Origin of the sequence: Mycobacterium noviomagense (genome assembly GCF_010731635.1) — a bacterium.
GTDB lineage: Bacteria > Actinomycetota > Actinomycetes > Mycobacteriales > Mycobacteriaceae > Mycobacterium > Mycobacterium noviomagense.
In genome coordinates, this window is the sequence record NZ_AP022583.1 from 2,720,951 (window position 1) to 2,741,170 (window position 20,220).

Consider the following 20,220-nt stretch of genomic DNA (forward strand, 5'->3'; position numbering starts at 1 on the left):
TCGACATGTGACGGGTATAGGCTCGCGGCACCGAGAAGAACGGAGCGGGTGATGGCAACGCAGTTTCAGGGCAAGATCGGGCTGGATATCCGTGACTCCGAGCCGGATTGGGGTCCATACGCCGCACCGACCGCACCGGAAAACGCGCCGAACATCCTCTACGTGGTGTGGGACGACGTCGGGATAGCGACATGGGATTGCTTCGGCGGGCTGGTGGACATGCCTGCCATGAGCAGAATCGCCGACAACGGTGTGCGGTTGTCGCAGTTTCACACCACAGCGCTGTGCTCGCCGACTCGGGCGTCGTTGCTGACCGGTCGCAACGCCACCACAGTGGGCATGGCCACCATCGAAGAGTTCACCGACGGTTTTCCGAACTGCAACGGCCGCATCCCGGTCGACACCGCGTTGCTCTCCGAAGTGCTGGCCGAGCGCGGCTACAACACCTACTGCGTCGGCAAATGGCATCTCACACCGCTTGAGGAGTCGAATCTGGCTTCGACTAAACGGAATTGGCCGCTTTCGCGAGGTTTCGAGCGGTTCTACGGCTTCATGGGCGGGGAGACCGACCAGTGGTATCCGGATCTGGTCTACGACAACCACCCGGTGGCGCCACCGGCTAGTCCTGAAGACGGCTACCACCTGTCGAAGGACATCGCCGACAAGACGATCGAGTTCATTCGCGACGCAAAGGTGATCGCACCCGACAAGCCTTGGTTTGCGTATGTCTGCCCCGGCGCAGGCCATGCCCCTCACCATGTGTTCAAGGAATGGGCGGACAAATACGCCGGCCGCTTCGACATGGGGTACGAAAAGTACCGCGACATCGTGCTGGAGCGACAGAAGGCAATGGGCATCGTGCCGCCGGATACCGAACTGTCGCCTGTTAATCCGTATTTGGATGTGAAAGGGCCGCAAGGCGAACCGTGGCCCCTGCAAGACACGGTGCGGCCCTGGGACTCGCTGGCCGCCGATGAGAAGAGATTGTTTTCCCGGATGGCCGAGGTGTTCGCCGGTTTCTTGAGCTACACCGACGCTCAGATCGGCCGAGTGCTCGACTATCTCGAGGACTCCGGGCAGTTGAACAACACTTTGATCGTGGTGATCTCCGACAACGGCGCCAGCGGTGAAGGCGGACCGAACGGCTCGGTGAACGAGACGAAGTTCTTCAACGGGTACATCGACACCGTCGAAGAGAGCCTGAAATATTTCGACCGGCTCGGTGGGCCCGAGACCTACAACCACTATCCGATCGGGTGGGCGATGGCGTTCAACACGCCGTACAAGTTGTTCAAGCGCTACGCCTCACATGAGGGCGGCATCGCCGATACAGCAATCATCTCTTGGCCCAACGGGATTGCCGTACGCGGGGAGGTGCGCGACAACTACGTCAACGTCTGCGACATCACCCCGACCGTCTACGATCTTCTCGGCATCACGCCGCCGGAGACGGTCAAAGGCATCGCCCAGCGTCCGCTGGATGGCGTCAGTTTCAAAGCTGCCCTGGCAGATCCGAGTGCCGTGGTCAAGGAAACGCAGTTCTACACCATGCTGGGCACACGGGGCATTTGGCACAACGGCTGGTTCGCCAACACCGTCCACGCCGCCACACCCGCCGGTTGGTCGCACTTCGACGCTGATCGCTGGGAACTCTTCCACATCGAAGCCGATCGCAGCCAATGCCGCGACATTGCCGCCGAGCAGCCCGAGAAGCTCGAGGAGCTGAAGGCGCTGTGGTTTTCCGAAGCCGCCAAATACAACGGGCTTCCGCTCGCGGATTTCAACCTGCTGGAAACGTTGTCGCGCTGGCGGCCCTACCTGGCCGGCGAACGGTCCACGTACACTTACTATCCCAACACCGCCGACGTCGGCATTGGGGCAGGCGTCGAAATCCACGGCCGGTCATTCTCGGTGCTGGCCGAGGTGACGGTGGACACCACCGGTGCCGAAGGGGTGTTGTTCAAACAGGGCGGTGCCCACGGCGGACACGTCCTGTTCATCCAGGGCGGACGGCTCCACTACGTCTACAACTTCCTCGGTGAACAGGAGCAGATCGTGTCCTCACCCGGCGCGGTTCCGCTGGGCCGACACTTGTTTGGCGTCCAATACGTCCGGACTGGCACCGTGGAAAACAGCCACACCCCACTGGGCGAATCCACGCTCTACATCGACGACACCGCGGTCGCGGCGTTGCCGGACATGAAGACTCATCCCGGCACATTTGGCTTAGCCGGGGCCGCGATTAGCGTCGGACGCAACAGCGGTTCCGGAGTGTCGAGCCGCTACAACGCGCCGTTCGCGTTCACCGGCGGAGCGATTGCTCACGTCACGGTCGACCTCTCTGGCGCTGCCTACACGGATCTCGGAAACAAACTAGCCCTGGCGTTTTCGCGCGACTGAGATGGCGAGGCGCTGGGGTGTCGTGCTCTGCTCGGCCCTTCTGGCGGCCGCCTTGGCCAGTTGTGTCAAAACCACTGGGGGCACGGCGATTCTGGCGCCGGGGGCGAGTTCCCCGACGAGCGCTGGACAGCCACAGCCAGATCCAATTACCGGCGTTCCCGGTGTCGAGACGACGCTGCCCGCTCAGATACCGCCCGATGCACTGGAATGCTTACCGCCGGCCACCGTTGTCGGCAAGCCAACCACCGCCACCGTGGCCGACCCGGCCGCGCCCAAAATCACCATCAGCGTGCCGGACGGCTGGACGTCGACCCCCGGCGACGGTGACGTGGCCCTGGCGTTAGCAGGACCGGACGGCATGACGGGAAAGGTCACTATCGCGTCGACGATCCTCACGCCTGCCGCGGCCTTCGCCCAATACGACTCGATGATGCGATCGAAGGCCGGTGCCGAAGTAACCATCACCCCGGCGCCCTTCTGCGGGTACAGCAGCCAGCAGCTGACCGGGACGTACCGGGGATCGTCAGGCGCAATCGCCTTCGCCGACCGCATCGCTCATATCTGGACCAACACGAAGGGCTATCTGGTCGCCATCCACCAGGAAGGGCCTACCGGGCTGCTTGGTTTCGACGCGGCCAAAATCGCGCTGATGGCCGACTTCGCAGTTGTCATACCCTGAATCATGCTGACCGAGCTGGTTGAGCTGCCCGGCGGAGCGTTTCGCATGGGCTCGACGAGCTCCTACCCCGAAGAAGCTCCCATCCACACTGCTTCCGTGGCCCCGTTTGCGATGGAACGGCATCCGGTGACCAACGCGCAATTCGCCGAATTCGTCGCTGCCACAGGCTATGTGACCGTCGCGGAACAACCGATCGATCCCGCGCAGTATCCCGGTGCGAATCCCGACGACCTTGTCCCGGGCGCGCTGGTATTCCGCCCGACGTCGGGTCCCGTCGACCTGCGCGACTGGCGGCAGTGGTGGCACTGGGTACCGGGCGCATGCTGGCGCCACCCATTCGGACCCGACAGCGATGTCGGCGCGCGGGCCGATCACCCGGTGGTGCAGATCGCCTATCCCGATGCCGCGGCCTACGCGCAGTGGGCAGGGCGGCGGCTACCCACTGAGGCCGAGTGGGAATACGCGGCCCGCGGCGGGACCTCCACCACCTACGCCTGGGGCGACGAGGAGAAGCCCGGCGGCCAATTGATGGCCAACACCTGGCAGGGCAGATTCCCGTACCGCAACGACGGCGCCCTGGGCTGGACGGGGACCTCGCCTGTAGGAACTTTCCCGCCGAATCGGTTCGGGTTGCTCGACATGATCGGCAACGTCTGGGAGTGGACCACCACCGAATTCGGGGCCCACCATCGGCTCGATCAGCCACCTAAGGCCTGCTGCACACCGAGCGGCCCCGCCGATCCTTCCGTCAATCAGACGCTCAAGGGCGGTTCTCACCTGTGCGCACCGGAGTACTGCCACCGCTACCGGCCCGCCGCGCGCTCGCCCCAGTCGCAGGACACCGCGACGACGCATATCGGATTCCGCTGCGTGTCCTGAGCGACGGTTACCTGCGGTTATTGTCGTGTCGGCCTGTTGCCTCACGTGAACGTGCGCGCTTGTTGACTTGCCCTTTGGCGGTGGGTCCAGCCTGGCGGGTGGTGATGGCGAGCAGCCGGGCGACCAGGGCTTGGATCTGGCGCTGGGTGGCGGCGGGATCGAACAGAGAGTAACCCCGGGTCAGCGCCGCAATGCGCGCCACGGTCATGGCCGGTGGTCGATCGCGCGATGAAACGGGGACCGTCGAGGTGTGGCACAAATACGATGCACGTGGCACAATTCATGCATGGATGCCACACTTCGGCTCGGCAAGCAAGGCCGACTCGTCATACCTGCTGAGATACGCGAGGCACTTGGGCTAGCACCGGGTGATCGCGTCCACGTCCGCCTTGACGGACTGCGGATCGTCATGGAAAGGCCAGCAGACGCGATCGACGAACTCCGTGCACTTGGCCGGGATAAGGCGCCGAATCGTTCCCTCGTGGAGGAGCTCCTCGCAGAGCGCCGCGCCGAGGCGCACGACAAATGACCGTTCTCGACGCGTCGGCGCTGCTGGCGTTGGTTCACGAAGAGCCCGGTGCCGACCTGGTCGCCCAGGCGCTGACCGGATCGATCATTGGCACGCCGAATCTTGCCGAGGTGATCGGCAAACTTGTGGACGTGCACATTGACGCCTCTGCTGTCCGCCAACTTGTGGTCGCCGCTGGTGTCACCATCGAACCGGTGACCGCCGATGACGCGGAGCTTGCCGGCGCTCTGCGTGCTATCACGGGCGGCCAACAACTCTCTCTCGGCGACCGATGCTGCCTTGCCCTGGCCATCCGCAGTACGCCGCCGATCGTTATGACCGCCGACCGTTTTTGGGCGGACTTAGACCTGCCGATCGAAGTTAGCCTCATTCGCTAGCCCTCAATCCGCATGGCCCAGTCACCGCAGCCGGGGCGCCACCCGACTACTGCTGCGACCGAACGGCGATGCTGCCCAAACGCCGGCGCACCCGAGCCCACGACCGAGCCCAGCGCATCGCCACCGAACGCCGCCACAACCACAACGCCCGCATCGCCAACCGAGAAAAACGCCTCAGCTACTTCGACCGACCCAACCCGCACCGACGACGACGAGCCCTCGCCTTTTGGGTGGTGCAGGATAGCCAGATGCGCCTCGAGCTGCCGCAGCTCGCTGCCGAAGATCACACCTGCGATGTGTGCGACATGGTCTACCAGCGGATCAGCGTCGACGACGCCGTCACTGCGATCGCCGACCTACCGGCCGCGGTGCGTGAGGCCGTCCTGGGTATTCCCCCCGAGGCGCGGCGGTGGCGCCCCAGCCCGCAGGTATGGTCGGTCGCCGAATACGTCTGCCATCTGCGCGACGTGTACATGAGCTTCACCATCCGGCTGCACCGCGCGCGCAAGGAGGATTGCCCGGCAGTCGAACCGATGTTCAATGACTTACGGGCGCGACGGTTCCGCTACAACGATTGCGACCTCGCTGCCACGCTGGCCGAGCTCGCAGCAGCCGCATCCGGGTTCTGCGAGGAAGTGGCCCGCATGAAAGATCGCGACTGGGACCGCGTCATCACCCGGTTGCCCGACGAGCAGCGCACGGCTCGTTGGCTCGTCCGCCAAGCGATGCACGAAGGCATTCACCACCTCGGCGATATCCGCAGGATCGCCAGCTTAAGCGGCTAGCGGAAAATTTGGCGCTGAGCAGGTCGTCACCTAGACTCTAGGGGTTGCCGTGGGCAGACCTCGGCCGGCGCAAGGTGACGGCCCCGCGTGCCTTTCGGCGACGAAGACCACGCACGCCAGGTCTTTGGTGGGCACTGCCCACCGGGACGGCACGGCCTGCCGTGCACATGTTCAACCCGGTTGCAGCGAGGGATGCAGCGGAGTGGCCGGGACAGGATTGAGGAGATCTGGTGATTCAGCAGGAATCGCGACTGAAGGTGGCCGACAACACCGGCGCCAAGGAGATCTTGTGCATCCGCGTGCTCGGCGGCTCATCGCGACGCTACGCCGGAATCGGCGACGTCATCGTGGCCACGGTCAAAGACGCGATCCCCGGCGGCAACGTCAAACGCGGCGATGTGGTCAAGGCCGTGGTGGTGCGCACCGCAAAAGAGCGTCGCCGCCCCGACGGCAGCTACATCAAGTTCGACGAGAACGCGGCAGTGATCATCAAGCCCGACAACGACCCGCGCGGCACCCGCATCTTCGGCCCTGTCGGCCGCGAGCTGCGGGAGAAGCGCTTCATGAAGATCATCTCGCTGGCCCCGGAGGTGTTGTAGATGAAGGTGCACAAGGGCGACACCGTCCTGGTCATCTCCGGTAAAGACAAAGGCGCCAAGGGCAAGGTGCTCAAGGCATACCCAGCCAAGAACAAAGTGCTCGTCGAGGGCGTCAACCGGATCAAGAAGCACACGCCCATCTCGACCAACCAGCGCGGCGCGCGCTCGGGCGGGATCGTCACCCAGGAAGCGCCCATCCACGTTTCCAACGTGATGGTGGTCGACTCCGACGGCAAGCCCACCCGCATCGGCTACCGGGTCGACGAGGAGACCGGCAAGAAAGTCCGCATCTCCAAGCGCAACGGCAAGGACATCTGATGACGACCGCAGAAAAGGTTCAGCCGCGGCTCAAAGTCCGCTACCGCGAAGAGATCCGCGACGCGCTGCAAAAGCAATTCGGGTACCGCAACGTGATGCAGATCCCGACGGTAGTCAAGGTTGTCGTCAACATGGGTATCGGGGAGGCCGCCCGCGACGCCAAGATGATCAACGGCGCTGTCACCGACTTGTCGTTGATCACCGGGCAGCGACCGGAGATCCGGCGGGCCCGCAAATCCATCGCGCAGTTCAAGCTTCGTGAGGGCATGCCGATCGGCGTGCGCGCCACATTGCGCGGCGATCGCATGTGGGAGTTTCTGGACCGGCTGACTTCCATTGCGCTGCCTCGTATCCGCGACTTCCGCGGCTTGTCGCCTGCGCAGTTCGACGGCTCCGGGAACTACACGTTCGGGCTGGCCGAGCAGTCGGTGTTCCACGAGATCGACGTGGACACCATCGACCGGACCCGAGGCATGAACATCAGCGTCGTCACCTCGGCGGCGACCGACGAGGAAGGACGCGCGCTGTTGCGGGCCCTCGGCTTCCCGTTCAAGGAGAACTGAACAGATGGCAAAGAAGGCACTGGTCAACAAGGCTCAGCGCAAACCCAAGTTCAAGGTGCGGGCCTACACCCGCTGCAGTAAATGCGGCCGCCCGCACTCGGTGTACCGCAAGTTCGGGCTGTGCCGGATCTGCCTGCGCGAGATGGCGCACGCGGGTGAGCTGCCCGGCGTGCAGAAGAGCAGTTGGTGAAACGCAGCAGGCCCGAATCGGGAACCGCTGCGGGAAAGGTGACACGGCTGTCATGACCGCGCTATCGACGATGCAGAGCGCAGCGATGAAGAGGAGTAGCGCTCGATGACTATGACGGACCCGATCGCAGATTTTTTGACGCGTCTGCGCAACGCCAATGCGGCGTACCACGACGAAGTGACGCTGCCGCACTCGAAGATCAAGGCGAACATCGCCGAGATCCTCAAGACCGAGGGGTACATCAGCGACTACCGCGTCGAAGATGCTCGGGTCGGCAAAGCGCTAGTCATCCAGCTCAAATACGGGCCGAACCGCGAGCGCAGCCTGGCCGGCTTACGCCGGGTATCCAAGCCGGGACTGCGGGTCTACGCGAAATCCACCAACCTGCCGCGGGTGCTCGGCGGCCTGGGCGTGGCGATCATTTCGACGTCCTCGGGCCTGCTCACCGACCGTCAGGCAGCCAGACAGGGCGTGGGCGGCGAAGTCCTCGCATACGTGTGGTGAGGAGGAGCTTGGGCTATGTCGCGTATTGGTAAGCAGCCGATTCCGATTCCCGCCGGCGTCGACGTCACGATCGACGGCCAGAACGTGTCGGTGAAGGGCCCCAAGGGTGCGTTGTCACTGACCGTCGCCGAGCCAATCACGGTGTCGCGCAACGACGACGGCGCGATCGTGATCAGCCGTCCCGACGACGAGCGGCGCAGCCGCTCGCTGCATGGGCTCTCGCGCACGTTGGTGTCCAACTTGGTCACCGGCGTGACGCAGGGCTACACCACCAAGATGGAGATCTTCGGGGTGGGCTACCGCGTGCAGCTGCGGGGCAACAACCTGGAGTTCGCCTTGGGCTACAGCCATCCCGTGGTGGTCGAGGCGCCCGAAGGCATCACGTTCGCTGTCGAGTCGCCCACCAAGTTCTCGGTCTCGGGGATCGACAAGCAGAAGGTCGGCCAGATCTCGGCGAACATCCGCCGGTTGCGCCGCCCCGACCCGTACAAGGGCAAAGGCGTGCGCTACGAGGGCGAGCAAGTGCGCCGCAAGGTCGGAAAGACAGGTAAGTAGTCATGGCTGCAACACAATCGGGGACCGCGCCGGGAAAACTGGTGGGACAGAGCGTCTCTGCCGCCCGTCGGGCCAGCCGGCTGCGCCGGCACGCGCGGCTGCGCAAGAAGATTTCAGGCACCCCGGAGCGTCCGCGGCTGGTGGTGCACCGGTCGTCTCGGCACATCCACGTGCAACTGGTGAACGACCTCAACGGAACCACCCTGGCCGCCGCCTCGTCGATCGAGGCCGACGTCCGCGGCGTCGAGGGCGACAAGAAGGCCCGCAGCGTGCGGGTCGGCCAGCTGATCGCCGAACGGGCCAAGGCCGCCGGAATCGAGACCGTGGTGTTCGATCGCGGCGGATACAAATACGGTGGTCGCATCGCGGCGCTGGCCGACGCTGCCCGGGAAAACGGATTGAAGTTCTGATGATTGGCTTTTCGAACGAGACTGGAAGGACTGCAGTATGACGGAGCAGCCGACTGCAGCGGGCGCCGCTCCGGATACCGGCAGTGCGCCCCGTAGTGAAGGACGCGCCGAAGGCCGCGAAAGCCGCAGGAGCCGCGACGGCGGCCGCGGTCGCGAACGGGACGGCGACAAAAGCAATTACCTGGAACGCGTCGTTGCGATCAACCGCGTCTCCAAGGTGGTCAAGGGCGGCCGGCGGTTCAGCTTCACCGCGCTGGTGATCGTCGGCGACGGCAACGGCATGGTCGGCGTCGGCTACGGCAAGGCCAAGGAAGTTCCGGCCGCGATCGCCAAGGGCGTCGAGGAGGCCCGCAAGGGATTCTTCCGGGTGCCGCTGATCGGCGGCACCATCACCCATCCCGTGCAGGGTGAGGCGGCAGCGGGTGTGGTGCTGTTGCGTCCCGCCAGCCCGGGTACCGGTGTGATCGCCGGCGGCGCCGTGCGCGCGGTGTTGGAATGCGCTGGCGTGCGTGACATCTTGGCCAAGTCGCTGGGCAGCGACAACGCGATCAACGTGGTGCACGCCACCGTGGCCGCGCTCAAGCTGCTGCAGCGTCCCGAAGAGGTGGCCGCTCGCCGCGGGTTGCCGATCGAGGACGTCGCACCGGCCGGCATGCTCAAGGCGCGGCGCGAAAGCGAAACGCTGGCCGCGAGTGCGGCGCGTGAGGGAACGGCGTAACCATGGCACAGCTGAAGATCACCCAGGTGCGCAGCACTATCGGTGCCCGCTGGAAGCAGCGGGAAAGCTTGCGTACCTTGGGTTTACGGCGGATCCGTCATTCGGTGATCCGCGACGACAACCCCCAGACGCGCGGGCTGATCGCGGTGGTTCGCCACCTCGTCGAGGTCGACCCGGTGGAGGATAAGAAGTGACCATCAAACTTCATGACCTGCGGCCCGCTCCCGGGTCGAAAACCAAACGGACCCGCGTCGGGCGCGGTGACGGCTCCAAGGGCAAGACCGCCGGCCGCGGCACCAAGGGCACCAAGGCCCGCAAGAACGTGCCGGTGACGTTCGAGGGCGGGCAGATGCCGATCCACATGCGGCTGCCCAAGCTGAAAGGTTTCCGCAACCGGTTCCGCACCGAATACGAGATCGTCAACGTCGGTGACATCAACCGGCTGTTCCCCGAGGGCGGTTCCGTGGGGGTCGACGAGCTGGTGGCCAAGGGAGCCGTTCGTAAGAACTCGCTCGTGAAGGTGCTCGGCGACGGAAAGCTGACGGTCAAGGTGGACGTCACCGCGAACAAGTTCAGCGGCAGCGCCCGAGAGAAGATCACCGCCGCTGGCGGCTCGGTCACCGAGCTCTAAGTCTGCGGGCGTGCGCCCAGCACGTCGCGGAACAGCGCCTGGCGCACCGCGAGTTCTCGTGGATCGCTCCACAGGTGAAAACCCAACCGGTTCATCACGTAGCCGAATCCGATGCCGGTGTCCGGGTCGGCGAAACCCGAACGAGCCACCTAGCCCCGGAGTGCCGAAAGCGCGGTCGGAAGACCCGAAGCAGAAGTGCGGGACGGGTTTACAGTAACCCAACGAGAACACCGAATCAACGTGCAGCACTTTGTCTCGTAGTCCGCGGCTGGGCGTGATCGCCGGCTGAGTCAGCGCGTCGAGAGTGGTTGAGGTCAGACCGATGTCGCTACCACCGGTAGCCACGCAGCCGTAGGCTTTCGCGACCGGGCGTGCCGTGCCGATCCGTTGGCGGCGGGTATCTCGACGGTGCGCATCTCTTCGAGGTTGTAGTCGCTGCGCGTGGGGTCGATGCCGTTGGGCAGGTTGGCGGCCCGACTGATGAGGCTGAAGGGATTCAGCAGGGCCAGCGCCAGGCGCGTCGGCAGCGTGTTGAGATGCGCGAGCGCCTCGGCGCGGGGCCGGCCGTGTAAATACGCGACGCGGTCGCGGTCCACCGAGGCCGGTAAACCGATGTGCAGGTCCAGTCCCAGCGGCCCGGCGATCTCGTCGGCGAAGAACCGTCCCAGCGTCCGGCCGCCCGGATCAGCGTGGCGGATCAACTCGGATTCATACCAGCCCAACGTGAGGGCGTGATACCCGTGCCGGGTGCCGGGCGGCCAGGCCGGGGCCTGTGCGGCCAGCACCGCCGACACCCTGTCCGGGTCGGTCAAGTCGGCCAGCCGCAGCGGCGCATCCAGCGCGGGCAACCCGGCCTGATGAGACAACAACTGCCGTACGGTTACATCGGCCTTGCCAGCTTGCGCGAACTCCGGCCAGTAGTCGGCGACCCTGGCGTCGTAGGCGATGAGCCCGCGCGAGGCGGCGACAGCAACTGCAAGAGACGCAACACCTTTCGTGGTCGAAAACATGTTGATCAGGGTGTCCTGCTGCCACGGTGCCTGGGTGATGCCGTCGCGGTATCCGCCCCGGCCGCGCCGACCTCGCGGCGGCAGGCGAAGTTGGCGCGAAAGGCATCCGCGACCTTGCCGTAACCCTCGTCGACGTCTCCACCGATCAAATCCGGCGACACGGTGACTTTGAGGACCATGGGGTGGTTATACCAGCTGGGGAATCACTTCTGCGGCAAGGCGTTCCATTTGCTTGCGGTCTTGAGCGACGTCGTCGCCGACCGGATTGAGCAGGATCATCTGCGCGCCGGCATCGATGACCTCACGCAATCCAACCGCGACGTCGTCTGGCGTGCCCGACACCGGCACGTCCTCCACACCCGGCATCGTGCCGTAGATACGGCGCAGGCCCGCCAGCACCCGTTCGCGAGCCCGGCCCGCGTCGTCGTCGACCATGAGGTAGACCCGCTTGCCGATGGCAAACTGCGCCGGATCCTTGCCCTGCTCGTCAAGCTCGTGGCGCACTGTCTTCACCGCTTCGGCGAAGTTCGCGGTGGTCGACGAACCGGCGCCGAGGAAGGCGTCCCCGTGGCGCACCGCGCGGGCCAGCGCCTTGGGTGCCTGACCGCCGAACCAGATCGGCGGATGCGGGCGCTGCACCGGCTTGGGCTGGATGGGCAGGTCGTCGACCTGACGGAACCGGCCGTGAAACGTCACTCTCGGTTCGTCTGACCAAGCCGCCTTCATCAGCTGCAGGCCTTCGGTGAAATGCCGCACGAACGTCGCCTTGTCGACCCCGAAGGCCGAAAACTGACGAAAGCCGCCGCCGGGAGCGACACCGACGTCGAGTCGGCCGTGGCTGAGCCGGTCGACCGCAGTCACCGCGGCAGCCAGCTGCAGCGGATCATGCAGCGATGAGACCAAGACAGCGACGCCCAGTCGGAGCCGTTCGGTGCAGGCCGCCGAATACGCCAGCAGCTCAAGCGGGGCCAGCAGCGGCGCCTTGCCGACAATCTGCTCGAGCACCCAGCCGCCTTCAAAACCCAGCTCCTCGGCGCGGGCGAGATAGGACCGCAGCCCGGCGCCGTCGAAACCGGTGGCATCCAGTTGCGGAATCGAGATCGAGAACCTCACCCCACCACCGTACGGCCGGAGCCGTCAGCGCTGTCCGAGACGTCGGTAGGCTCGGTCCATGTTCACCTTTCTGCCTGGCGTTCCCGGGGTCGACGACGTGCGGGCCCTGGCCCGCCGCGTCGACACCGCCCGCCACCACGGGGTCCCGAATGGCTGTGTGCTCGAATTGGACCTGCAATCCGTGCCACCGGAAACCGGCGGTTTTGACCCGCTGGCGATGATCAGTGGCGGTGGTCGACCGCTGATACTCCGCGAAGCCGTGGCCGCAATCCACCGCGCCGCCGAAGACCGGCGGGTGGCAGGACTGGTTGCCCGCGTGCAGCTCCCAGAGGCGGCGCCCGGGCCGGTCCAGGAATTGCGCGAGGCCATCGCAGCATTCAGTGCGGTCAAGCCGTCGCTGGCGTGGGCCGAGACTTATCCGGGAACGTTGTCCTACTACCTGGCATCGGCGTTCAGCGAAGTGTGGATGCAGCCCGCGGGAACGGTCGGGCTGGTCGGTTTCGCCACCAACGCCCTGTTCCTGCGGCAAGCGCTCGACAAGGCCGGCATCGAGCCGCAGTTCGTGGCCAGGGGCGAATACAAGTCTGCGGCAAACCGTTTCACCCAGGACCGCTACACCGATGCCGACCGCGAGGCGGAAACTCGGTTGATCGAAAGCCTGTACGGCCAGGTGCGGCAAGCGGTCGCGGAGTCGCGCAAAATCGACCCCGAAGCCGTCGACGCCCTGGCTGACCGCGCGCCGCTACTGCGAGACGACGCGGTGACCTCGGGCCTGGTCGACAGGATCGGCTTCCGCGACGAAGCTTACGCGCGCATCGCGGAACTTATTGGCGTAGAAGGGATATCACCAGAAACCGGTGACGCCGACGCGGCCGACAATGCGCCACCCCGGCTATACCTGTCGCGCTACGCCCGGATGGGCGGGCCGCGGCTGGCACCGCCGGTGCCGCCGGTTCCGGGCCGCAAACCCAAGCCCGCGGTCGCCGTCGTCACGGTGTCCGGACCGATTGTCAGCGGACGCGGCGGGCACCGGATACTGCCCTTCGGCACCTCCGCTGCCGGCGCCGACACCATCACAGCCGCGCTGCGTGAGGCGGCCGCCGACGATTCGGTGTCGGCGATCGTGCTGCGAGTCGACAGCCGGGGCGGCACGGTCAATGCATCGGAAACCATATGGCGCGCCGTCAACAAAGCCCGCGATCGCGGCAAGCCGGTGGTGGCGTCGATGGGAACGATTGCCGCGTCCGGCGGTTACCTCGTTTCGGTAGCAGCTGACGCGATCGTCGCCAACCCCGGCACCATCACGGGCTCGATCGGTGTGGTGACCGGAAAACTCATCGCCCGTGACCTGAAGACCAAACTCGGTGTGGGATTCGATGCCGTGCGGACCAACGCCAATGCCGACGCCTGGTCCATCAATGCGCCGTTCACGCCGGAGCAGCAGGCCCTCGTCGAGGCCGAAGCCGACCTGTGCTACACCGACTTCGTGCAGCGGGTTGCGCAGGGCCGCAAAATGAGCACGGCGGCAGTGGATGCGGTCGCTCGGGGCCGGATCTGGACCGGCGAAGACGCCCACGAGCGCGGCTTGGTCGACGAACTCGGTGGACTACGCGCAGCGTTGCGTCGCGCCAAGATCCTGGCCGGCCTTGACGAAGACGCCGACGTGCGCCTTCTGAGCTACCCGAGCTCGTCGCTGTGGGATTTCGTGCGGCCTCGTCCGTCTTCGCAGCCGGCCGCAGTTTCGCTGCCGGACGCGGTAGCCGCGTTGCTGGGCCGGTCGGTGGCCGCGATCATCGAGCAAAGTGAGCGAGCGCTGAGCGGTGTGAGCCTGCTGTGGCCGGGGGAGACCCGCTTCTAGCTCCCGAGTGTGCCGCTGACGTAGAAGATTTCACCGAGCGGGTCGTCGTCCTCGGGTGCAGGGACGTTGAATCCGTTGTGCACGAACAGTTCAGCGCGCGACGCCGTGCTCACGCCCCAGCCCTTGGCGGCCAGATAGTCGACGACGTGGTTGCGTTCGCCGGCGTACACCAGCGATGGCATGTCGATGTCGACTCCCTGCTCCCGAAGTGGACGGGACAGCTCGCGAGCCTTCTCAGCGTCGAAATCCTTGATGCCAGGCACATATTCGGTGGCGATGGTGCTGCCCGGCACGCTGAGCGCGGTGATGTCGTCGAATAACCTGTCCTGGGCCTCGGGCGGCAGGTAGATCAGCAAGCCTTCGGCGACCCACGCGGTCGGCGCGGTGGCGTCGAGCCCCGCAGCCCGCAATGCGGTCGGCCAGTCTGCACGCAGGTCGATACTGACCGTGCGCCGTGTTGCGGTGGGTTCTGCGCCGACACCGGCCAGTGTGGTCGTCTTGAAGTCGATCACTTGCGGCTGGTCGATCTCGTATACCACCGTTCCGGCCGGCCAGGGTAACCGATAGGCGCGCGAGTCCAGCCCCGAAGCGAGGATCACCGCCTGGCGCACACCGGCGTTCATGGCGTGGACCAGATAGTCGTCGAAAAACCTAGTGCGGACTGCGATCCCGTCGATGATCGCCTGCATCCGTTCCGGCGATGCGTTCTCGAACGCCGAAAAATCGATGTCGCCGTCGATCATCTTGACGAAGAACTCCAGACCCACCGCACGGACCAGTGGTTCGGCGAACGGGTCGTCGATCAGGCCGTGGTTGGTCGCCATGGCGCGGCCCGCGGCGATCATGGTCGCGGTCGCGCCGACGCTGGACGCCAGATCCCAAGTGTCGTTATGCGTTCGTGCCACTGGCGAACCCTATCCGAGCGTGCCGCTGACGTAGAGCCGGTCGGTGAACGGCACGTCGTCGTCGTCGATTGGCGGCAGCCCGTTGGCCGCGAAGAGTTCCCGGATGCTGTTCCCGCTCATCTGCCAACCATGGTCGGCCAGGTATGCCGCCGCCTCGTTGCGGTCGCCGAAGTAGACCAGCTCGGTCATGTCGAGATCCAGTCCGTGTTCGCGCCAGCGCTCGGAAATGCTTCGCATCCGTTCCTTCATTCGTTCCTCGGTGGCCGGGTCCCGGTTGGGTGCGCTTTCGGTGGCGATTCGGCTGCCCGGCGCACTGAGCGCGGTGATGGTGTCGAGCAGACGGTCCTGGGCGTCCGGCGGCAGGTAGCCCAGCAGCCCCTCGGCGCTCCACGCCGTCGGTTTGTCCGGGTCGAAACCCGCGGCGCGTAGCGCCGCCGGCCAGTCATCGCGCAAATCGACGGCGACGGTGCGCCGGTAGGCGGTGGGCTTGGCGCCCAGCTCGGCGAGCGTTCGGGATTTGAATTCGATGACCTGCGGCTGGTCGATTTCGTACACCGTGGTGCCGGCCGGCCAGGGCAGTCGGTAGGCCCGGGAGTCCAGTCCCGAGGCCAGGATCACCACCTGCGTGATACCTGCCTTGGTCGCCTCGAGGAAGAACTCGTCGAAGAACTTGGTGCGGACCGCCATATTGTCGGCCATCCGGTTCGTGCCGGCGCCGTTCTCGAGATCTTCGGGCTTCAGCTCGCCGGTCGCCAGGCGGGTGAACAGGTCGACACCCACAGCGCGCACCAGCGGTTCGGCGAATGGGTCGTCGATCAGCCGGTGCTCGGCCTTGGTTGCCATGGCGCGGGATGCCGCGACCATCGTTGCCGTTGCCCCCACGCTGGAGGCCAAGTCCCAGGTGTCGTTGTCTGTACGCGCCATCTCCAACCCTCCGCTCGTTACTTAGCCAACGTAACAAGAATTTCTCTGGTTCGCCGAGCGGCCACTTATGGCACGCAAATTCTCGTCAGGCTCAAGTGATCGCTGCAACACCTTATCGGGAGGTGTTGGGGCCGAATGGGTTATCAGACGGGGTTTCGGGGTCATGGTGTTCATCTGAGCGTCGAGTCGGCGGCTTTGGTGCGGGAGGAGTTTTGGAGGGCTGTTGGATCGGGGTTGTCGCCGACGGCGGCCGCCACGGTGGCGGGGGTGGCGGGTACCACAGGCCGAAAATGGGCCAAGGCCGCGGGATATCAGACCAATAGCAAGCACCACGGCATCCGGTATTCGCAGCAGGTCAGGGACGTATTTTGGGAGGCGCTGCGGTCGGGTTGACCCCGGCGCAGGCGGCGGTGGGTGCCTGCGTGTCGGAGCACACCGCGCGACGCTGGGTCGATCAGGCTGGCTACGTGCCCAGAACACCAGTTGTTGCTGATCTAGAGCCGGCCGCGGCGTCGCGGTTGTTGTCGTTTACCGAGCGGTGCCGACTCGAAGAGTTGCTGGAGGCGGGTTTCCCCAGGCCGACATCGCGCGGCTGTTACAGCGTGACGCCTCGACGATCAGCCGGGAAAAGCTCGAGGAGCAACCAGCTGTGGCTACCGGGCCCGGGTCGGCCAAGACGTCGTCGATGCGGCCCGGCTCGCCCAAGCCGCGCAAGCTGGAGTCCAACCCGGCCTTGTTGGGCGAGGTTGTGCAACGCTTGGAACAGCGGCACAGCCCCGAGCAGATCGCGGGCCGGCTGCGCGAAGATTTCCCCGACGATCCGGAGATGTGGGTGTCTCACGAGACGATCTATCAGGCCATGTATGTGCAGCCCCGGGGGGAACTGGCCCGCCAGGTCAAGGCCGCGCTGCGCACCGGCCGGACCCAACGGAAACCTCAGGGCCGCAGCACAATCGACACTCGGGGCCGGATCAAGGACATGATCAACATCAGTGAACGCCCGGCTGAGGCCGACGATCGTGCGATCCCGGGGCATTGGGAGGGCGACTTGATTATCGGCCAAAACCAGGCCTCCCAAATCGGCACCCTGGTCGAACGCACCACCGGGTTCGTGATGCTGCTGCACCTATCCGAGGACCGCAGCGCCGCCACCGTCGCTGAGGCGATGAGCGCGGCGATCCCGAAGATTCCCGAGGTTTTGCGTCGCTCGCTGACCTGGGACCAAGGCAAAGAGATGGCCTTGCACACCAAGATCACCGAGGCCACCGGGTTGCCGATCTACTTCTGCGACCCGCACAGCCCTTGGCAGCGCGGCACCAATGAGAACACCAATGGTTTGCTGCGCCAGTACTTCCCCAAAGGCACCGACCTGTCCTTTCACGGACCCGGGATCCTCGACAACGTCGCCGCCGAGCTCAACGCCCGCCCCCGCAAACGCTTCAACTGGCGCACCCCTGCCGAGGAACTCGATCGGCTACTCTCAGACCCGTCCGCATCTGTTGCAGCGACCGCGTGAATCCAAGCTCGAAATTCGTGTCATAACTGGCCACTCGCGCGAGGCTTTGGCCATGGGGTACGTGGTGGCGGGCAAACGGGTGCTGATCACCGGGGCATCGTCTGGCGTGGGCGCCGCGCTGGCTCGGCGAATGGCCGCCCAGGGCGCGGTGGTGGGGCTGATCGCCCGCCGCTCGCAGCGTCTCGCCGAGGTCCTTGCCGATTGCCGGACGACGTCGTCGGCGTCGACGATGTGGGTGGCCGACCTGGCCGAGACTGTGACGGTCGGCCAGCTGGCGCTGGAGGCGTGGGACACCCTGGGCGGTATTGACGTGCTGGTCAACAACGCCGCCATCCCGAAGCGACGGGCCGTCACCGCCTTGGATCCCGCCGAGGTCGAGACCGTCATGCGTACCAACTTCTTCGCACCGATGCGGCTCACCCTGGCCGTGCTGCCCCGGATGCTGGAGCATGGCGCCAGCACGATCGTCAACGTGGCCAGTGTGGGCGGGCGGCTCGGGATCATCCACGAAGCCGCTTACTGCGCAAGCAAATTCGCGCTGTGCGGCTGGAGCGAGTCGATGGCCGTCGACCTGCACGGCACCGGAGTCTCGGTGAAGCTGATCCAGCCGGGTCCCGTCGACACCGAGATCTGGGACCAGCCCGGCAACGAGGAACCGCTCTACAGCGGTCCGAAAGTTCCGGCGCAGGAAGTAGCCGACGGCATCATCGCCGCGCTGGGCAGCGACCGCTTCGAGCACTATCTGCCGGACATGAAGGCGGTCGTCGACGCGAAAAACGCCGGCATTGACGCCTACATCGCTGGCGCGGCCGCGATGGCACGTCGATGAAGGCGCTGGTTTTCGGGGTTCCACCGGAGCCGTTCGATGGCCCGGCGGACGCCCTTGCCCACAGTCCGGTTGCGCTGCAAGACATCCCGAATCCTGGGTTGCTGCACGACGACTGGGTGATCACCCGGCCGCGGCTGACCGGGATCTGTGGGTCGGATTCCAAGCAGATACTGCTCGACTTCGGCGAGGGCGACACCGACAACGCGCTGGCCGCCTTCTGCTCTTTCCCGCAAGTCATGGGTCACGAGGTGGTCGCCGACGTGGTGGCGGTCGGGCCGAAGGCGCGAGGACGGGAGGTCGGACAGCGCGTAGTGCTCAACCCGTGGCTGTCGTGCGGACCGCGTGGCATCGAACCACATTGTGCCGCATGCCAAGCCGGCGACTACAGCTTGTGCTGGAGTTTCTGTGACGGCGACATCAAACCCGGCATCCACACCGGGGTATCGGCCGACGTCACCGGCGGCTACGCCGAGCTGATGCCCGCCCACGACAGCATGCTGTTTCCCGTGCCCGATTCGGTGCCCGACGAGCTCGCTGTCTTCGCTGACCCATGTTCGGTGTCGCTGCATGCGGTCACCCGCCACCCGCCGCCTCCGTCGGGCCGGGTCTTGGTGTACGGCGCCGGTTCGTTGGGATTGTGCGCCGTCGCTTTGTTGCGGGCGCTGTATCCCGACGTCGCGGTAGCGGTGGTGGCGCGCTTCGACGCTCAGGCACAACTGGCCCGCCGGTTCGGTGCCACAAAAGTGCTGGCCCACGAGCCGCGCCTGGCGGTGATCGAGGAGCTGGTCGCCTGGGGCGGCGGCCGGCTGTACCAGCCGCTGCAAGGACTACCGATGGCGTTTCCCGGGCCCATCGACGTGGTTTACGACACCGTCGGCAAACCGGAAACCTTCGAAGTCGGCGTCCGGGTCCTTCGGGCGCGCGGCACTTTGGTCAAGGCGGGCGTTCACGCACCCGGGCGCTGGGAGTGGAGCCCCTTGTACTTCAAGGAGATCAGCTGGGTCGGCTCCAACGCTTTCGGCGTCGAGGAGGTCGACGGCGTGCGCAAGCATGCGATCGAACACTACGTCGACTTGGTAGCCGGCGGCCGTATTGACTTGCGGCCCATGCTTACTCACACCTTCCGCCTTGAGCAGTGGCGGGAGGCCTTCCTCGCGATCGCCAACCAGGGCGAAAGTGGCGCAGTCAAGGTTGCCTTCGACCAGCGCTAGGCCGGACGGGTGGCCCGATAGTAGGTGAGGCGGCCGGTGAAGCGTTGCCGATGGCTGGCCACCTCGCTGCAGTCGAACCCGGCGGTGCGCAGGAGTCGCGGAATCGCGTCGCCGAGGTTGCCGGCAACGTGGTGGCTGCGCATCATCCGGCGTGCCGCGAGACCGTCACGGGCGCTCATGTCGCCGCCGACGTCCACCAAGTGCAGGCTGCCACCGGGCCGCAGCACGCGAAAGATTTCTGCTGCCGCGTCGGGTTTCGCGTCGTCGGGGAGATGATGCAGCATCATCGATGACAGCACCCGGTCGAATTCGCCGTCCGCATAGGGCAGCTTCTGAGCATAGGCACGGCCGAAGCTGATGCCGGTGAGTCCACGCGCTTTCCGTTGCGCCCGACGCAGTGCCAGCGGATCGGGGTCAGCCCCAACCACTTCTACTGTCGGATGGGCCCGTTTAGCGCGGGTACTGACATTGCCGGTGCCGCAGCCGATCTCCAGCACACGATGGGCGTCAGCGAGGTCGGCCTGGGCAATGAGTGCTTCGTAAACCTTATTCATGCCCAGGAGGCGGGCCATCAGGTCGTACCCGGGAAGGAAAATGTCCCTGCCGGCACCGGGCAGGTAATCGTGGCGCTTACCAAAGGCCATGAGGGCAGAATGTGGACGATGTTCGGTCATACCCTTATGGTGAACCATTGAGCCCCTGAGGAATTTTGCGATC

General features: G+C 65.5%; 25 protein-coding genes and 2 pseudogenes. 21 read left to right on the forward strand and 6 right to left on the reverse strand.

Annotated features, from left to right (window positions below; all coding sequences use genetic code 11):
• The first annotated feature begins 51 nt into the window (after positions 1-51).
• From G6N15_RS12635 to G6N15_RS12645, 3 genes are read left to right on the forward strand one after another with little or no spacing between them, the layout of a single operon-like run.
• On the forward strand, positions 52-2,400 hold the full coding sequence (locus G6N15_RS12635) for an arylsulfatase (protein ID WP_083089141.1): 2,349 nt from the start codon (positions 52-54) through the stop codon (positions 2,398-2,400).
• Between the two features lie 22 nt (positions 2,401-2,422).
• Positions 2,423-3,079 (forward strand): hypothetical protein, encoded by a 657-nt coding sequence (locus tag G6N15_RS23240; protein WP_232070216.1) that lies wholly within the window; start codon positions 2,423-2,425, stop codon positions 3,077-3,079.
• A gap of 3 nt (positions 3,080-3,082) precedes the next feature.
• Positions 3,083-3,958 (forward strand): formylglycine-generating enzyme family protein, encoded by an 876-nt coding sequence (locus G6N15_RS12645; RefSeq protein ID WP_083089140.1) that lies wholly within the window; start codon positions 3,083-3,085, stop codon positions 3,956-3,958.
• A 7-nt stretch (positions 3,959-3,965) separates the two neighbouring features.
• Here G6N15_RS12645 and G6N15_RS12650 read toward each other — a convergent pair whose 3' ends face one another.
• Complete coding sequence (locus tag G6N15_RS12650) at positions 3,966-4,166, reverse strand: hypothetical protein (protein WP_083089139.1); 201 nt, start codon at positions 4,164-4,166, stop codon at positions 3,966-3,968.
• A 78-nt stretch (positions 4,167-4,244) separates the two neighbouring features.
• Here G6N15_RS12650 and G6N15_RS12655 point away from each other — a divergent pair, with 78 nt between their 5' ends.
• The 13 genes from G6N15_RS12655 (at position 4,245) to rplO (ending at position 10,137) form a co-directional block, all read left to right on the forward strand.
• Positions 4,245-4,487 (forward strand): AbrB/MazE/SpoVT family DNA-binding domain-containing protein, encoded by a 243-nt coding sequence (locus G6N15_RS12655; protein WP_083089138.1) that lies wholly within the window; start codon positions 4,245-4,247, stop codon positions 4,485-4,487.
• Positions 4,484-4,864 carry a type II toxin-antitoxin system VapC family toxin gene (locus G6N15_RS12660; RefSeq protein ID WP_083089137.1) on the forward strand — a complete coding sequence of 127 codons (381 nt, stop codon included), beginning with the start codon at positions 4,484-4,486 and terminating at the stop codon, positions 4,862-4,864. The genes G6N15_RS12655 and G6N15_RS12660 overlap by 4 nt, the downstream gene beginning before the upstream one ends.
• A gap of 68 nt (positions 4,865-4,932) precedes the next feature.
• The gene (locus G6N15_RS12665; protein WP_232070217.1) at positions 4,933-5,649 is read left to right on the forward strand and encodes a DinB family protein; all 717 of its coding nucleotides are present in this window, start codon (positions 4,933-4,935) and stop codon (positions 5,647-5,649) included.
• Between the two features lie 230 nt (positions 5,650-5,879).
• Positions 5,880-6,248 (forward strand): 50S ribosomal protein L14, encoded by a 369-nt coding sequence (gene rplN, locus G6N15_RS12670; RefSeq protein ID WP_023370951.1) that lies wholly within the window; start codon positions 5,880-5,882, stop codon positions 6,246-6,248.
• Positions 6,249-6,566 carry a 50S ribosomal protein L24 gene (rplX, locus tag G6N15_RS12675; RefSeq protein WP_083090050.1) on the forward strand — a complete coding sequence of 106 codons (318 nt, stop codon included), beginning with the start codon at positions 6,249-6,251 and terminating at the stop codon, positions 6,564-6,566. It abuts the gene before it with no gap.
• Positions 6,566-7,129 (forward strand): 50S ribosomal protein L5, encoded by a 564-nt coding sequence (rplE, locus tag G6N15_RS12680; RefSeq protein ID WP_083090051.1) that lies wholly within the window; start codon positions 6,566-6,568, stop codon positions 7,127-7,129. The genes rplX and rplE overlap by 1 nt, the downstream gene beginning before the upstream one ends.
• Before the next feature lie 4 nt (positions 7,130-7,133).
• Positions 7,134-7,319: a type Z 30S ribosomal protein S14 gene (locus G6N15_RS12685; RefSeq protein WP_083090052.1), complete on the forward strand. Its 186-nt coding sequence runs from the start codon at positions 7,134-7,136 to the stop codon at positions 7,317-7,319.
• 105 nt (positions 7,320-7,424) lie between these two features.
• On the forward strand, positions 7,425-7,823 hold the full coding sequence (gene rpsH / locus G6N15_RS12690) for a 30S ribosomal protein S8 (RefSeq protein ID WP_083090053.1): 399 nt from the start codon (positions 7,425-7,427) through the stop codon (positions 7,821-7,823).
• A 15-nt stretch (positions 7,824-7,838) separates the two neighbouring features.
• The gene (gene rplF, locus G6N15_RS12695; RefSeq protein ID WP_083090054.1) at positions 7,839-8,378 is read left to right on the forward strand and encodes a 50S ribosomal protein L6; all 540 of its coding nucleotides are present in this window, start codon (positions 7,839-7,841) and stop codon (positions 8,376-8,378) included.
• Positions 8,379-8,419: 41 nt separating this feature from the next.
• Positions 8,420-8,788, forward strand: a complete 369-nt coding sequence (rplR, locus tag G6N15_RS12700) for a 50S ribosomal protein L18 (protein WP_083090063.1) — start codon at positions 8,420-8,422, stop codon at positions 8,786-8,788.
• Positions 8,789-8,825: 37 nt separating this feature from the next.
• Positions 8,826-9,506 (forward strand): 30S ribosomal protein S5, encoded by a 681-nt coding sequence (gene rpsE / locus G6N15_RS12705; RefSeq protein WP_083090055.1) that lies wholly within the window; start codon positions 8,826-8,828, stop codon positions 9,504-9,506.
• A 2-nt stretch (positions 9,507-9,508) separates the two neighbouring features.
• Positions 9,509-9,700, forward strand: coding sequence for a 50S ribosomal protein L30 (gene rpmD, locus G6N15_RS12710; protein WP_083090056.1), 192 nt, complete (start codon positions 9,509-9,511; stop codon positions 9,698-9,700).
• The gene (rplO, locus tag G6N15_RS12715; RefSeq protein ID WP_083090057.1) at positions 9,697-10,137 is read left to right on the forward strand and encodes a 50S ribosomal protein L15; all 441 of its coding nucleotides are present in this window, start codon (positions 9,697-9,699) and stop codon (positions 10,135-10,137) included. The genes rpmD and rplO overlap by 4 nt, the downstream gene beginning before the upstream one ends.
• Here the strand turns inward: rplO and G6N15_RS12720 are convergent.
• Positions 10,134-11,326, reverse strand: a pseudogene (locus tag G6N15_RS12720) (serine hydrolase domain-containing protein). The gene rplO and the pseudogene G6N15_RS12720 sit on opposite strands and share 4 nt — an antisense overlap.
• 7 nt (positions 11,327-11,333) lie before the next feature.
• Positions 11,334-12,260, reverse strand: coding sequence for an LLM class flavin-dependent oxidoreductase (locus G6N15_RS12725; RefSeq protein ID WP_083090058.1), 927 nt, complete (start codon positions 12,258-12,260; stop codon positions 11,334-11,336).
• Positions 12,261-12,318: 58 nt separating this feature from the next.
• On the opposite strand from G6N15_RS12725, the gene sppA reads away from it, so the two are divergent.
• Positions 12,319-14,118, forward strand: coding sequence for a signal peptide peptidase SppA (gene sppA, locus G6N15_RS12730; protein WP_083090059.1), 1,800 nt, complete (start codon positions 12,319-12,321; stop codon positions 14,116-14,118).
• Here the strand turns inward: sppA and G6N15_RS12735 are convergent.
• Positions 14,115-15,023 carry a class I SAM-dependent methyltransferase gene (locus G6N15_RS12735; protein ID WP_083090060.1) on the reverse strand — a complete coding sequence of 303 codons (909 nt, stop codon included), beginning with the start codon at positions 15,021-15,023 and terminating at the stop codon, positions 14,115-14,117. The genes sppA and G6N15_RS12735 overlap by 4 nt on opposite strands.
• A 9-nt stretch (positions 15,024-15,032) precedes the next feature.
• Complete coding sequence (locus G6N15_RS12740) at positions 15,033-15,947, reverse strand: class I SAM-dependent methyltransferase (protein ID WP_083090061.1); 915 nt, start codon at positions 15,945-15,947, stop codon at positions 15,033-15,035.
• Positions 15,948-16,082: 135 nt separating this feature from the next.
• Between G6N15_RS12740 and G6N15_RS23245 the strand changes: the two genes are divergently transcribed.
• The 4 genes and pseudogenes from G6N15_RS23245 (at position 16,083) to G6N15_RS12760 (ending at position 19,503) form a co-directional block, all read left to right on the forward strand.
• Complete coding sequence (locus tag G6N15_RS23245) at positions 16,083-16,340, forward strand: hypothetical protein (RefSeq protein WP_163748060.1); 258 nt, start codon at positions 16,083-16,085, stop codon at positions 16,338-16,340.
• A pseudogene (locus tag G6N15_RS12750) lies at positions 16,313-17,463 on the forward strand (IS30 family transposase). Before G6N15_RS23245 ends, G6N15_RS12750 begins: the two are co-directional and overlap by 28 nt.
• A 64-nt stretch (positions 17,464-17,527) precedes the next feature.
• A complete protein-coding gene (locus tag G6N15_RS12755; protein ID WP_083088283.1) occupies positions 17,528-18,292 on the forward strand; it encodes an SDR family NAD(P)-dependent oxidoreductase in 765 nt (254 codons plus the stop codon).
• Positions 18,289-19,503 carry a zinc-dependent alcohol dehydrogenase gene (locus G6N15_RS12760; RefSeq protein ID WP_083088270.1) on the forward strand — a complete coding sequence of 405 codons (1,215 nt, stop codon included), beginning with the start codon at positions 18,289-18,291 and terminating at the stop codon, positions 19,501-19,503. The genes G6N15_RS12755 and G6N15_RS12760 overlap by 4 nt, the downstream gene beginning before the upstream one ends.
• Here the strand turns inward: G6N15_RS12760 and G6N15_RS12765 are convergent.
• A complete protein-coding gene (locus G6N15_RS12765) occupies positions 19,500-20,177 on the reverse strand; it encodes a class I SAM-dependent methyltransferase (RefSeq protein ID WP_083088282.1) in 678 nt (225 codons plus the stop codon). The two genes, G6N15_RS12760 and G6N15_RS12765, sit on opposite strands and share 4 nt — an antisense overlap.
• Positions 20,178-20,220: the final 43 nt, after the last annotated feature.

Excerpts from the sequence above, each read along its gene's own strand:
- G6N15_RS12635 (WP_083089141.1), top strand. The coding sequence starts at position 52 with ATGGCAACGCAGTTTCAGGGCAAGATCGGGCTGGATATCCGTGACTCC.
- G6N15_RS12645 (WP_083089140.1), top strand. The coding sequence starts at position 3,083 with ATGCTGACCGAGCTGGTTGAGCTGCCCGGCGGAGCGTTTCGCATGGGC.
- G6N15_RS12650 (WP_083089139.1), bottom strand. The coding sequence starts at position 4,166 with ATGACCGTGGCGCGCATTGCGGCGCTGACCCGGGGTTACTCTCTGTTC.
- G6N15_RS12655 (WP_083089138.1), top strand. The coding sequence starts at position 4,245 with ATGGATGCCACACTTCGGCTCGGCAAGCAAGGCCGACTCGTCATACCT.
- G6N15_RS12660 (WP_083089137.1), top strand. The coding sequence starts at position 4,484 with ATGACCGTTCTCGACGCGTCGGCGCTGCTGGCGTTGGTTCACGAAGAG.
- G6N15_RS12665 (WP_232070217.1), top strand. The coding sequence starts at position 4,933 with ATGCTGCCCAAACGCCGGCGCACCCGAGCCCACGACCGAGCCCAGCGC.
- rplX (WP_083090050.1), top strand. The coding sequence starts at position 6,249 with ATGAAGGTGCACAAGGGCGACACCGTCCTGGTCATCTCCGGTAAAGAC.
- rplE (WP_083090051.1), top strand. The coding sequence starts at position 6,566 with ATGACGACCGCAGAAAAGGTTCAGCCGCGGCTCAAAGTCCGCTACCGC.
- G6N15_RS12685 (WP_083090052.1), top strand. The coding sequence starts at position 7,134 with ATGGCAAAGAAGGCACTGGTCAACAAGGCTCAGCGCAAACCCAAGTTC.
- rpsH (WP_083090053.1), top strand. The coding sequence starts at position 7,425 with ATGACTATGACGGACCCGATCGCAGATTTTTTGACGCGTCTGCGCAAC.
- rplF (WP_083090054.1), top strand. The coding sequence starts at position 7,839 with ATGTCGCGTATTGGTAAGCAGCCGATTCCGATTCCCGCCGGCGTCGAC.
- rpsE (WP_083090055.1), top strand. The coding sequence starts at position 8,826 with ATGACGGAGCAGCCGACTGCAGCGGGCGCCGCTCCGGATACCGGCAGT.
- rpmD (WP_083090056.1), top strand. The coding sequence starts at position 9,509 with ATGGCACAGCTGAAGATCACCCAGGTGCGCAGCACTATCGGTGCCCGC.
- sppA (WP_083090059.1), top strand. The coding sequence starts at position 12,319 with ATGTTCACCTTTCTGCCTGGCGTTCCCGGGGTCGACGACGTGCGGGCC.
- G6N15_RS12740 (WP_083090061.1), bottom strand. The coding sequence starts at position 15,947 with ATGGCGCGTACAGACAACGACACCTGGGACTTGGCCTCCAGCGTGGGG.
- G6N15_RS23245 (WP_163748060.1), top strand. The coding sequence starts at position 16,083 with ATGGGTTATCAGACGGGGTTTCGGGGTCATGGTGTTCATCTGAGCGTC.
- G6N15_RS12760 (WP_083088270.1), top strand. The coding sequence starts at position 18,289 with ATGAAGGCGCTGGTTTTCGGGGTTCCACCGGAGCCGTTCGATGGCCCG.
- G6N15_RS12765 (WP_083088282.1), bottom strand. The coding sequence starts at position 20,177 with ATGACCGAACATCGTCCACATTCTGCCCTCATGGCCTTTGGTAAGCGC.